Origin of the sequence: Paenibacillus sp. GM1FR (genome assembly GCF_002803315.1) — a bacterium.
GTDB classification, from domain to species: domain Bacteria; phylum Bacillota; class Bacilli; order Paenibacillales; family Paenibacillaceae; genus Paenibacillus; species Paenibacillus amylolyticus.
Genome location: NZ_MKZL01000005.1, coordinates 50,820 through 64,889, shown reverse-complemented (window position 1 = coordinate 64,889; position 14,070 = coordinate 50,820). Strand labels below are relative to the sequence as shown.

At 37.5% G+C, this 14,070-nt stretch carries 8 protein-coding genes; all 8 read left to right on the top strand.

Going from position 1 to position 14,070, the window contains the following annotated elements; translation table 11 throughout:
- The first annotated feature begins 635 nt into the window (after nt 1-635).
- The 8 genes from PAEAM_RS03360 (at nt 636) to PAEAM_RS03320 (ending at nt 14,066) form a co-directional block, all read left to right on the top strand.
- Complete coding sequence (locus tag PAEAM_RS03360; RefSeq protein WP_100526650.1) at nt 636-1,913, top strand: S-layer homology domain-containing protein; 1,278 nt, start codon at nt 636-638, stop codon at nt 1,911-1,913.
- A gap of 11 nt (nt 1,914-1,924) precedes the next feature.
- Nucleotides 1,925-5,308 carry a DUF5704 domain-containing protein gene (locus PAEAM_RS03355; RefSeq protein ID WP_243391257.1) on the top strand — a complete coding sequence of 1,128 codons (3,384 nt, stop codon included), beginning with the start codon at nt 1,925-1,927 and terminating at the stop codon, nt 5,306-5,308.
- Between the two features lie 135 nt (nt 5,309-5,443).
- Nucleotides 5,444-6,481, top strand: a complete 1,038-nt coding sequence (locus tag PAEAM_RS03350; RefSeq protein ID WP_100526649.1) for a hypothetical protein — start codon at nt 5,444-5,446, stop codon at nt 6,479-6,481.
- A 975-nt stretch (nt 6,482-7,456) separates the two neighbouring features.
- Nucleotides 7,457-7,804 carry a DUF4257 domain-containing protein gene (locus PAEAM_RS03345; RefSeq protein ID WP_165789818.1) on the top strand — a complete coding sequence of 116 codons (348 nt, stop codon included), beginning with the start codon at nt 7,457-7,459 and terminating at the stop codon, nt 7,802-7,804.
- 434 nt (nt 7,805-8,238) lie between these two features.
- On the top strand, nt 8,239-8,550 hold the full coding sequence (locus tag PAEAM_RS03335; RefSeq protein WP_100526647.1) for a hypothetical protein: 312 nt from the start codon (nt 8,239-8,241) through the stop codon (nt 8,548-8,550).
- Between the two features lie 815 nt (nt 8,551-9,365).
- Nucleotides 9,366-10,790: a hypothetical protein gene (locus PAEAM_RS03330; protein ID WP_223200063.1), complete on the top strand. Its 1,425-nt coding sequence runs from the start codon at nt 9,366-9,368 to the stop codon at nt 10,788-10,790.
- A gap of 733 nt (nt 10,791-11,523) precedes the next feature.
- Complete coding sequence (locus PAEAM_RS03325; protein WP_243391256.1) at nt 11,524-12,801, top strand: hypothetical protein; 1,278 nt, start codon at nt 11,524-11,526, stop codon at nt 12,799-12,801.
- Between the two features lie 1,019 nt (nt 12,802-13,820).
- Nucleotides 13,821-14,066, top strand: coding sequence for a helix-turn-helix domain-containing protein (locus PAEAM_RS03320; RefSeq protein ID WP_100526645.1), 246 nt, complete (start codon nt 13,821-13,823; stop codon nt 14,064-14,066).
- Nucleotides 14,067-14,070: the final 4 nt, after the last annotated feature.

Genomic DNA, 14,070 nt, shown 5'->3' with positions numbered 1-14,070 from the left:
TGTTATTTGTTGCCTTTTGGTAATAATATATGATTATTCTCATTACAATAACACAGAAGCACGTTATTAATTTCTTTTATTATGCTTGTATTACGTCATTTTTAGTAGCCGTACTCTATATGAGTGCGTGGATTGAAACCGCAGACCTTCGATAACTTCGCGTTGCTTATCCGGCCGTACTCTATATGAGTGCGTGGATTGAAACATTTTGAACAACATAGTACAACGGATTTGTTCCTTGTCGTACTTTATATGAGTGCGTGAATTGAAACCATAGCACAATTCACACAATATCAGGCTCTTGCAGAGGTCTCAGTCTATGTGGTTGACAATATACACCCTTACCCTTTATATTAAGTATAATTAAATCAAATATGATCTTTTATCAAAGGTCACAAAAGCGAAGCACGCTTAATGCCATCAGGCATTTTGTGTGCTTTTTTTGTTTGGATTTGAAAGGGGTGAGTAGTGTTGTAAATATTCTAAAATATAATAAAGATATCCATTTCTTCCGATATAAAATTATATTGTTCAATATTCGCGTTCCTTTTTGACTTCTAATATGATTGAAGGAACAGGAGCTGAGTTCATATATCACTCAGTTGAAAATAATTTAATGATGGAGGAAAAAATTAATGAAGAAGATGATTATTTCAGGAGTTACTGCTTTAGCTTTGTTGACCGGGGGCGTTGTAGGTGTAGGAGGTGTAGGGAGCTCGGTAGAGGCAGCTCAAGCTACCCTGAAATTCAAAGACGTTCCTTCTACACACTGGGCCGCTGGAGCTATCAACTCAGCTGTGGAACAAGGCTATTTTAAAGGGTACACAGACGGAACGTTCAAACCAAGCTCACCTGTAACTAAGGCTGAAATGGCTAGCATCCTTGGTAGACTCTCAGATCAGCCCAATGCTTCTAGCCCAGGCATTAATAATTTCACGGATGTTCCTGAGTGGGCAAAAGGTGGGGTTTCCGCTGCTATACAAAAAGGCTTTATCAACCCTACAAGCTACCAAGGAAAACTGGATGCAAAAGCCTCTCTCAAACGTGGTGAAATGGCAATTTGGTTGACTCAAGGTTTAGCTACAGTAGATTTAGACTACAAACAAGCTCTATCTGACGTAAAAAACACGGTTATACCTGCTAAAGAATACTTTACTGGTAATCTTGCTACATCTCAAAAAAATGCTGTAGCTGTAGCCATGGGAACCGGGTTAATGAGTGTCTATAATGACAAAATGTTTGGAGCAGATCGGACGACCACTCGAGCTGAGGTTGCTGTATTGATTGCGCGTTATGGTACTGTGGCAAAAACTAAACCTTCCAACTACAAGGGTTTGAATGAACTTCGCCAAGTTGGTTTGACTGGAACAAACATTAATATTATTGCGCCGAAATACAAAAAAACACCAGAGAACAAGGTCTCACCCAACGTTGATTACAGCGAAGTTACTGACGATTTCACAAAAGTGCGCAATAAAAATATCATCACAGATACACAACATGCTGATCTTAAGATAAAGAATTGGATTATTGTTAATACATTTGCAAAAGGTACTGAAAGAAGTATTTATTACCCTGTTTTCGTGGATGAAGGATTTACACTCCTACGGGGAGCATATTACTCTTTTCCAGAACTTGAATTGAACGTGAAAAATAACAATATGAACCGGCTCCAGGCTGGAAGCTTACTTAATTCAGCAACAATTAATCCTATGAATTCTCCAACTTCAGATGCATTTGCTGCATACGGTGGGCCCGTGATTAATGATTTCACAAAAAATAGAGGTGTATTCGCTGTTAAGAATCCAGTTTACTGGAGTAGAGGACTTTTACATTTCGACAAAGAGATACTATCAGATGTGAGCCTCGTGTCTAAAGAAGGTCCTACCTACAGCGTGATAGCCACAGATTAGAGGGGATAAGATTGGGGCAAAAATCATCTATCAAAAAAGTGATTTTGTTCATGTTGTCACTCGTATTGTTTGTATCATCAGCAACTCACATCGATGCAGGTGGAGGTCCAGGAACTAAACCAGAACTGAAAACATTTCATATGGAGCCTTCCACACCTGCAAAGTCACAAAAAAAAGTAATTCCTGTAGAAGGAACAAAGAAGACTAATATAGGTGTATATATTTACCAGGTTGATAGCTTAAAATGGAAAGTTGATGGTAAGTGTAACAACATCGAATTAGATAACGATAGTACAAAGAATCTGCCAGTATCTTCAACAATTTGTGTCGATCTCGACTTGAACAAAGATGTATATATTCCCAATGAGTATTTCGACAAAAATGGTGTGAAGAGAAATTCTCTGGAAATAGTCGATAAATCTAATGAGCCTCACTATATGGATAATACGGCTTATTACGAACCAGGACAACCAATTTTAGTCTCTGTTGAATCGTTTACTGGTCGTAATACTAAATTCACCACGCAAATTGGTGGCGCAATTCCACCCATAGAAACGGATCAATATAATCCACCTAAATGGAATGCAGATTATCAGTTCAACACTGATCTATACTGGAAAGCATTTGCCGAGATCACTAAAGAAATTAATCTAACAAACGGTGGTCAGCTCCAGATCAATGATCGAAAACAGTTAAATGCAACCGTAAAAACCAAAACCGGAGATGGAAGCTTTGGTGCTGGGACTAATGTGAACAGCGGTAATGGTACAACAACGTGGACCTCTTCCAACCCTTCGGTTGCGACTGTAGGGTCTTCTGGACTCGTGACAGCTGTAGCTAAAGGAACAACAACTATAACAGTATTGTGGGAGAAGGATGACTTTCAGTTAACAACCACAACAAATGTCGGAGTAGAAGAAGAACCCGGTGGTGGTGGAGATGATGACACTGGGGGCGGAGGAGGATCCTGCACCCCAAACATCGGACCACCTTCCCAGGGAACTACGATGAACATGAGTGATCTGGATCCAAATGCGAATGGAGTAATTAAAGCAGACAATAGGGACGCTGAGAAATTCGATGTGCTAAAAGGGATCCCGACATCTGAATCACTTTACACTAATGCATTCGCAGACAACTATCTGTTCAAACAAGCTTGGGCAAAAATGAGTGGTAAAACAACGTATGATTGTAACGTAACGATATCCTATGTAAGAGAATGGACTATACCTGGTCCAGAAGTTTGTCCACCTAGAGGAGCTTGTTCACCAGGACCTCCGGTGAAAACAGGGGATACAGTACCTAAACCTTACAACTTCCAGATTACAAGAGACTATTCTTACTGGAAGATCAACAATCTTGAAGTATACAAAATTGCTAAAGCAACCATGGAGAATTACGCTCTTCCAGGTAAAAAGGTAACCATGACACCTGCTGGCTACACACCACCGACGCTAGAATCTAAAAATGATGAAGCAGTGGAAAGTCATGTACGACCAGCACCAACAGCTGCAATTTCGTATACACCACCAAAATTAACAGGGGGATTGAATTCTCCACCAGATGTACCTGATGACACTGGACGTTTAAAAGGAATGGCTGAATCAAACACGCCACAAAGTAAAGTAAACAATGACCTTGTGAATTTTAACAGTACTAAGGTTATGGATGATGCTGAAGCTACTAAAGATGGTCCAACTCCATCAAACATCCCTAATCCAACAACCATTGGACGAGATGTTCTGTATAAGCCAAATAACATGATTAGTAAAACATTGCTTAATGATCTAAATACCACTAGTTCCGGGGACATCTACTACGACTTGTTGCCTGGCAACATCAACGGTGGTGCAAACAAAGTGTTACCGATCAATGGAATCAACACTGTTACAGTACATACTCCAACAGTTATCTATTCCAATGCATCAGACGACAAAGAGCACAATCAGCGGACAAAGCCCGATGCGTCACGTCGTGCCTTTATTTTAGATCGTCCATTCACTGTAAGTCTTCCTACAAGTGGGCAGCACCGAAACATACTTGGTTATGGCAACAGGGATTACGCAAAGTACATCAAACTCAAGCAGGTTCTCTTTGAATTCGATGTGTATACAGCTGACAAATCTACATTCTATCCTGCGAACACATGGATTGATGTCCCTGTAAGTCAGATCGAGAAAGCATTCTATTTACCCTTATGGGTAGAAGAAGGAAATTATACTGTGTCCTATAGATCCTTTGCTGAAAATTCACCAGCCACCGGATTTACATGGGAGGACAAGGCTAACCTTAACCTTGTGAATCATGTTGCTGTAAATACAGTTCCTGTACAGGTTATTGGACGTGTGTATGATTTCAGAGTAACTGATATTGCGGACCCGAATTGGGAAACTGTATTCCGGACAGCAAAAGGCAGCAGTACTTCAAAAGGGACATCCTATTGGGTCGGCATTAAAGGGATTGATGGGGGATCGAACGGTTCATTCTCTCCTTATCAATTGCCTATTCGGAGAGGAAGTCATCCATTAGCGAACTTTAAAAGCGTTGCGGTAAAGACCGGTTACCATTTCAAGTTTGATCTGAAGACGAAGGGAAATATGTATGGAGATAAGGATGCTATCCGAATCACACCAACATTCTACTTCCAGGATAATAATGCGAGTACAACCGCTAAACGGATACCTGTTGATCTGTATTATCATTCAGACAAACAGAAATTTGTTAAGATCGGATCGAGTGCGGATGTAGAGCGTAGGAACATTACACTTAACACTAGACTTCGAAATGTACCTTATGCAGATATCGTGAATTCTGCCGGATCCGTTTATGATCTGAATACAGGCTGGTCAGTGACGAGAAATCAGTATTTGAATTCATATCTAAAACGTGCTAAAGAAGCCACGTATGTTGGAGGATATGATGTTCAGGTCCTGCCTTCGCCACTTCGGACCTTCATTAATACATTTGACCGCCCAAACAATGCAAACGCCACACCAGCGCGAGTAAATGCATCGGTTCAACAATGGTATGGTGAATATAGTTTACCTGCTGCTGTATATGTTGTACCGGCTGGAACCGATTTAGCAACGTATGGTAAAAAGAATAGATTGGATGAAAAGTCACCGATCTTCTTGAAAAACGGTTATATCACGGTCAACTTCAACATTGAGACCATTCGAAATGCAGATTTGAATAATCCATATCTTCAATATATTCATGGTCCATTGAACAACCAATGGTGGGACATGGAGGGTTATGACGGTACAGATGGTTCGCGTGACCACAAGATCACTGATCCGTATGGAGTTCAATTCCTTCTAGAGGATGGAGATGTAATGTACTACGACGCGAGTAAGAGCTCATATGATGACTATACTCCTAACGGTACACATTAGAAGATCTGTCTGCATTGTGAAACAGTTTTGTATCATTTATAATGAAGTTAATCAAATACACAATTAAACGGAAGCACCGTCATCCTAAGGATACCCTTATGGATTGGCGGTGTTTTTTTATTGTAGGAGGCATTTATGAATAAAAGCATTCAAAAACCTTTAGTCATGGGAAATTACTACTATGGAGATGGAGAAATGGCTTGGGCATGGTGGCAATATAATCAAGCTGAACTAGCAATTATAGGCGATAAAACACTCTCACCACGTAGGCAGCTTGTTTCCCATATCACGAATGAAATTAGCAAGCGAGATCCTCAGGCAGTTTTTATGATTTCAACAGAGGCTCCTCAGCTTGGCGAGGCATATACAATTGAGTCTATCCCATGGGTGGAAGGCTATCCCGATCCACCTGAATTCTTCGAGGATCGAAGTGTATTTATTGAAACCAGACACTTTTTTTCGAACTCTTATTTCAACCTGTTGGCAAAGATACTAGATGTCCCACGAAGCCAACTATTGCCACCCATTAGTTTTAAACCGCATATTGAGGGACCACTACAAGGTTACAAGAGAGCTATTGAGTCTCTCAGCGATGATGTGATCTATAAAGAATTGCTTATGGATCACCAGTTAAAGATCGGAAAGATCCCTTGGGTTCAATTGAAGGATCACGGAAAAAGATATTACATTGAAGCTACGGGGAGTGTTTATGAACAGGCACTATCCTTTCTAACTGCTGCTTGGTCTTTCTGGAGCATGACCTGTCAAATGGATGATCCTCAACAAATGTTACTAGTCGTTGAGTTACCAAAAGAATTACTTCGTCATGATGTAGATCCAGTAATTGAAAAGATAGTCATAGAAACTTTGAAAATTTTGAAATATGTTTCGATCGTCACCACAACTTCTATTATTCTTTCATCAGAAATGTTGTATCCTGCACCTGAATTGAAGCTACGCTTCAAGTTGTTTTTTCAGACAGAGGACTCTGATATCGATCTTAATCACGAGAGCGTAAAGAATGTAATTGATCCTGAGTTACTTCAAGAATGGAAGAATGGAAATCCTAACGTGGGTTTATGGATGGATGACGTCACCAGTAATCCCGATGACACTAGAGTCGTTGTAAAAGTAGGAGATCAGAGACCATTTTTCTGGGATGATTATGAATAACCTTGAACAGGTTATTCCTGACCTCTATTCTAGTTTTTGACCTTCATTACGTGATGGGATAGAGCTTAAATGTAGCAATTCATCCTTAAGGTGTTATTGTTATACAATAACGGAAGAGTACAATGAATTTCTTAATCTTTTTGATTACTTTGCCTCCACAAGACTGTATGCAAAAGTCACTCTGCAGTTAACCACATGTTGCTGGGGGAGTCTCACTTTTAAGCCTTTTGTCAAACAGAATAATTGATACAAAATCTATGTGTTGACCATTTCGTTTGCAAAGGTTGAACAAGTGTACACTCACTTAGAGAACAAGATCTATGCTCTCATACAAATCAACTCTTGTGCTGATGCTCATTCACTGGAGATTCATGTATATGTCATTGGCCTGTGAATGGGAGTCCATTGAACCTATACTAATTAGGGAATCTGATGAAAACGAGTAAGAACACCTTAGTATAGCAATTAAGTCGTCAATATTGGCGGCTTTTTTGCAGTTGAGTATTTATAAAAGATTTTTAGACGGTTAGTATAAGTATGAAATATTAGGATCTGTCTAAAGAATACTAGATCACGACCTATAATCAAGTAACCCTTACTAAATTTTTCTATTATTTTATTGCTAATGAAGATACTAACCTGATTAAAAGTTGTTGACAATCATAGCAGTTGGGACAAGGTCTAAAGTTTAATAACACGTTATTTTTATGTAGAAATTATTTATCATATGAAGTATAATAGAGGTATATCATTTACTTATATCTTAAACTTTCGGAAGGTCAGGCGACTATCCGCATTCTAAAGATCTATTGGATCTATTGACTCGAGTTTTTTACTTGTGTCTTAATTTTAGAATCGGTTGTTGTTCTGGCCTTTTTTTGTTGAGATTTTTAAATGTATCCCACCAGGATGAGTGTAAATCACACTACATTTTGGTGGTTTTTTTATTTATCCAATTATAAAGGAGAGATTCTAATGGAATTATTAATTGCTTTTCTCGTCGGAGGTATGACGAATCTGGCTGTTGCGTCTAAAATGGAAGGTGGTACTTTACTACCCTACGTTAAAAAGGTGGGTAAAAAACGTTTTTTTGTTCCTGGCCTGCTAGTTGATTTTTTCATCGGTGGAGCAGCAGCACTTGCAGCATTCTCCTTCTTTGAACCAGTTGGTTATGCTAAAATTGTCGGTACCTCTGTGCTTGCAGGGTTTAACGGTTTAACGTATTTGGCAAAAAATGCTCTAAGCAAAGCAACAGATACTGACTTAAAAGCCATTGATGAGGAATACCAAAAACTTGTTGGTGGCAAAGATGAGAAGAAGTGAATGGTTTCTTTATGGCGTGTGTGCATTAAGGTACATACGCCCAATACGTCTCACCAATAACTTTTCCGAGGTGTGCATATAATGAATGAAACTAAATCAATTACGAGAGAAATAGATGAACTTAAAGAATTAATATACAGAACATACTATCTATATATAAATTCTACGAATATAGTCATTAAGGCTGAATGTGAAGAACGATTGCAAAAATTGTTTATACATAAAAGTGAACTTGAGCATTTAGTTATGGCAGTACACTATATTGCACGAAAAAAAAAAAAGACATCGAGTCAGAAACCATGCGTCTATCGAGCATTACTGAAGGTAGGACCGTTTACTAATTGAGAAGAAGCCTAAGCAAATTTGCTTAGGCTTTTTTTGTTTTTGTGGGAGAAATTAGTCTGTGATATGATATTAATATAGGAGGGATTCACATGGAAAATAGCTCATCTGTTAACAAACTAATTGAAACAAAAACACTAATGGCAAAGATACTTCGACTATATTATCTAACGGATAGTATTGTTGAAAAAGAAGAATTGCAATTGAAGTATACTGAGTTGGAAACACAATATCAGCAATATAACGAAGAGTCGTTGTCTGAAATAGAGAAGGCTCAGCTAGAACGATTAAATCACTATACTGAACTCTATGAAGAGTACCAAACAACAAGTAGTATTGTTCGGAAGGCTGAGATTGAAGAAGTTTTCAAGAATATTGAGGCTAATGATGAGGTTAATAAGTAACGTTGCTTTGGAGACATCCAATACCCTAGTAGATGCAACTATTCTAAGAATGAAGTAGATTGTTTTGTTAGGAGTGTTCACTACTCAGAAAACAAAACCAGGTTAAGGTATTTGAGTTTGATATACGATTCACACACCATAATGCAATACCATTTGAAGTCGCACTAAAGAGGATTTACATGCGGTTACATAGCAAAATTTGTAGGAGGGGCGACCAATTTGTTGGTCGCCTCTTATTTCTAAACTCTCAGTTATCTGGACTAAAGGCAATAAAACGTGCAAGACATATATGAAGTGTCCAATATATTCTCTTCCTATAGCCATGTCAGTATGATTTATTTGTTCTCCTAAAAAGAGTTTCTATATGGGTTAATTCATCTAAAATTATATATTATTAGTAACATAAAAAATTGAAAGTGATTGTACAAATATAGGTGGAGCAATCAATTAGAAATAAGACGTTATACCGTTTTCTTTTACTTTTTGATTAGTACTTCCATAACTCCAATCTCTTCTCGCAACTACAATAGAAGGTGTCTTTCAGCTTTGGTTCCCTTAGGATTTATATTGATTTTTTATGGATCGATATGATGAAAATTAGTGACAGTTACAGCGGTAAGTTCAAAGAAACTACTTTTCTGAAAGGACCCAAAGTGTGAATAGCTATTATATTCAAACATTGAGTGTCTGTGAGGCTCTTTGACTACATCGAATCGTATTTTGGAACCAAAAAACTGGGACCTATATTGATTTTTATTCCAATATATAATCCAAGAGTTTCTATGTTATGATAGTGCTGGAGGTGAGTAGCTTTGATGGAAGAGCATATACCGCAATATTTTATCAATCAAGTTGTTGATGAGTTAGGCCTTAGATGTGAAGAGCTCTATAATAAACTTAATGAAGGAAACATCAGGGATTTCCTGCATGACATCATTTCTTCTGAGCTCACACCTGCCAACATACATGAGGTAAGAAGGAATACATTTAAAGAACTTCAAAAAACAAAGAAACGATGGCTCAAGTCTCTTCAAGAGCTTTCAAATATATCTAAAGTAAAAAACAAGCGCGTTGAAGTCGTCAAGGAACTTGACCTTGCCAATGAACTCATTGAGATGTATGGCATGGAGCAATTCATAAAAATTTATGAAGTTAATACGCTAGAGGAGTTAAATGCAAAACGAGTCCAAGAAGTCAAAACATGGGCAAATGACAAAACGTCAAGACTCATTGATTACCTATATATTAAAGACAAGACGCCTTTACAAATAAAAAAGGCAATTAAATCAGATACGATTGTAATCATCGCAGACATACTTATAAAAAATTTCGACGGGAACATCAACAAAATTATCATTGATCAACCCCTGGTATATACGGATCATGCCGCTGTAAATCCAGGATGGTCACGTATGAAATTAACCAAGAAAAGTGTAATCATCGATAACAAGTTACATTATATCAGTGAATATCAACCTGATGAGAATTATTCATTACTGACACTTGTGAATCAAGAAATCATTAATGAAGACCAAATTTTACGTGCCATCGATGAAACAGATTCAAAATTGTTTAGAGCTGTACTCTCTATGCGAGATCGTAAACTATTTTTCGAAGAGCGCAAAATATACGTAACGATCGGGGATTTAGTGAGAAGAACTCATGGTTCTGATAATAAAAGTAACTATCTTTCCGTAAAGAGCCGTTTGACTAAACTCGCTAACGTTAAATTTAATGTTATCTCGGATAATGAAACACTCGTATTTGGTATTTTCGATCGATTGCATATTACTGAATTCGGTGACGGGGAAATGGCAGAGATCACTATCGCAGAGGATATTCACCAAAATTACATGATGGGCCAGGTCGTTCGTGCGTACAGTGATAAGTTAATTCATTTCGAAAATCGGATGTCGGAGCATTTAATCTTCCCTTTGCAGAAGGAAAGATTTCTTTGTTACTTACGCCAGCAAGGATATACTGCTGAATTCGATTACACATACTTTATCCACAAAATACAGTTTCGCAGTAAAAGGAAAGATATCAATCTCTCATTTATTGAAGAGTGTTTAAATGACTTTGTTAACCATGGAGTCACCGTTGAGTCTTATGTACGAAAGAAAGATGTTTTTCACATTACTTTTCTCCCGGTCAAACCTTACGAAGCTGAGGATTTGCTAGGGAATCAACAAATCAATCATTTTATGAATGAGCCAGAGCAACTGACCTTACCCTTCTAATATTCACTAAATAGAGTTAGATAACTAACTCTATTTTTATTTCCCCCAAATCTCCGCTCAAAACTTGGGGGAATTTTTTAAAATGGTACAAAAATTACTCCAAATCTCCGCTCGATCCTAAAAAAATCCCCATATCTCCGCTGGAGAAAGGTTTCTTACCTAAATCTCCGCTCAATATAAGCGAAGTTTGCATTTCTATCTTTATTTTAAAGACAGTTGGGGGAAAAAAACTAGTTTTTGAAGTATAAAACAGTGAATAATTCCCCAAATCTCCGCTGAACTTGGATAATTCAATATATAAATCGCTAATGGTGTTAAATAGTAAGATAAACTTCTCCAAATTTCCGCTGTATAGATAAGAAAATATTTTTTTTTATCTATTATTCCCAAAAAACACTGTTTGAGTAGGGGTTCAGAAATAATTCTCCAAATCTCCGCTCTATTGTTAGACCTTATACTCCAAGGGATATTTCATAAATCCTCCAAATCTCCGCTGAACTTACCTCTATTTACCATCAATTTTTTCAGTGCTATAATTGCTTAAAGCTTAGATGATCTATTAATACATAAACGAATTACTCGAAATTAACTGTCGAAATAAAAATCAGCATAAAAAAAGAACCCAACCACAAAGTTCTACTAAATGGCTAAGTTTGGCGACCTGGCATTTAGATAGAATTCGAGAAATCGGGTCTTGGTCTTGCTTCTTAAATGGATATGCCTCAATTATAGCATGTCTTTTTCAGAAAAAAAAGCCAAAACCTCTTATTTCCCATACCATTTTCCGGTTGGATTTAAGGAGCGGCACACTATGAAACACCATCCTGATCTATTTGATGCACGGACACTCCACAATGATACTCGTTTGTTATTCAAACTTAAATTGCTGCTCGGTACAATTTGTGCATATGGTGGGGAAGTTCCGCTTCCCATAACAGCACTTGCAAAACGTATGGGCACCTCCACATACCGTATCCGAATCCTTCTTAATAAGTTAGAGTTTGAGGGCATTGTTCACTACAATGATTCTGGAAACCTGTTCTTTAATCGATACGTCTTTGTTCGAGATCAAGCAGAGCCTTCCCAAGAAAACCTCTATGCGAAGAACTTTGCATTTTTCAATTGCGATGAGTTCCTATCTGAAGATCGCAATGTTCAACGGTTTGTTCTCCATTATGTCGGTAAAGAATTGATCTACATCCCCGGAAACTTTCGCTGGGGTTATATTAATGATCTTTATGGTCCAACTGGGCTTCTTAATATTCGAACGCCTAAGGAAGCGAAAAACATTCTTATCCAAGCTTCCAAGTATCTGAAAATTAAAATACATACAGAAAACTATCAAGTACTCCATGTTCATCAAAAATGGATCGATATGGGGGAAGTCTATTCTGAGGGTGCTGAGCTGTGGGTCTTTAAACAGCTTAAAAAGCATCGTTTTTGTTGTGACTTTCTATCACGCAAAGCAGTGTGGCAGATCGCAAAAGTCATGGAAGACTACTATGCTAAATTTGGCTATGAATATGCCACTGAGATCTTTGACACAGCTCTGTTTAATATTCAGCTAAATAAGATGCGCTCTCAAACCTTCTTCAATATGATATACCGAGAAGACTCTGAGTATATTGTTAATGATGATAAGAATGAATTAGATGAGATCAGTGCCTACTTTCGGTCTGTGATGGAATCAGCCGAGCTGAAGTATGCAGTACAGCTATCCATGGACCTTGAAGTAGTACACCAGAAGAAACACATGGCAGAAACTCAGCTTTTTGTTAATGATGCACTCTCAGAGTTGAATCAAGATCTGATTGTCACAGCAGAGGAACAACAACGCGAGATTTGGGATAAGCTTCGTCTGCTACATAACTGCTGGCTTAGTCGCTTTAGACAAAACCCTGAATGGTTCGCTCAACGTTATTATCAGATAAAAACCTTACCCGCACCTATTCTAGAGATCAAACTTGAGATCGAAAAATTCATCTCAAAACAAAAAAATAATGTAGTTTAATTGGTCTAATTTGAAAACAAAGTTAGGCTTCTTTAAGTTGTTTTGAATCCTAATTCATCTAAATTTTGATGCAGTGACTTCTACAAACCGTAGAGTGACTGCTATTTGTCATGAGATAAAATGAATAATATTTACAATCATTAAGGAGTTTTCTTTCGAGAGAGTAATCAATCCTAAATATTTCATCTAATTAAATACTAACTGTATAAAATACCTGTGGATAACGTGTTTATCATCTTTGATAAAGTGATACTCGTTGTTGATTATGAATTCTTCAAATGGTATATCGTTTATTAGAGTAGGGATTACTTTAGGCTAAACGTTGATAAGTTTTGTTGGTTCGTGGACATAGCTTACAGCAGAGTGTATTCAGCTTTTAGTCTATTCTTTCGAAAATGAAGCTTATGTTAGAAGCCTTATATATCAAGGGTTTCATTCGTTTTTTTGGGCCTATAAAAAGGTATTAACTAAAGGTTTTAATCTATGGTGTTAAATAAATGCATTAAGATAAGGTATTAATTGATGGTGTTTTGAAATGGTTTTAATATGTTTTAAAATAACTCCATCACCTAAAAGATATGAAACTAACTTCCAGATCAGAACATAAACTTAAAACATCAATATCTTGACCCCTACATCCAAGTAACATATATGTAGCTTTCAATTTAAATTGAGGCAAGCTAGTAAACCCCTCATTGAGAAAGGCACTTATATACCTATCTTGCTCAGACAAGGAGCAGGAAATACACTGGAGAGCTTTTTATCGATACTTCCAGTTATTCATTTGTTAATTGATCCTTATATTATCCAAACGGCTATGATATACTTACGGTAATCAAATATTAAATAAGTGGAAGCACCGCTACGTCGATTGAAGACGTCTAGCGGTGCTTTTTTGTGTGAACTGTACTTTATGCGGGCGCAACTCAACGATTAAATGAAGGAGCAAGAGTTTGAGGTGGTTAGGTTTCTAACCCAACAAATTATCCAGCTAAACAAATGAACCAGAGGTGAATGTTATGAACGTACAGAAAATTAAACCAATCACAACCATTGCAGCAGACATTAAACTTAAAAGGCTATCAAAAAGGTACTCTCAGCAACAGTTGGCCTTAAAAATGGGCGTAGATAAAACCACAATTTCAGCCTGGGAACGAGATGTGCGATTTCCAAAAGAAGAGCATTTACTTCAGATATCGGAGTGTCTAGGTTTGCCACTCATGGATCTTCTTAGAATCTCTAAGAATAGAAAGTCCGTAGGTTGAAGAT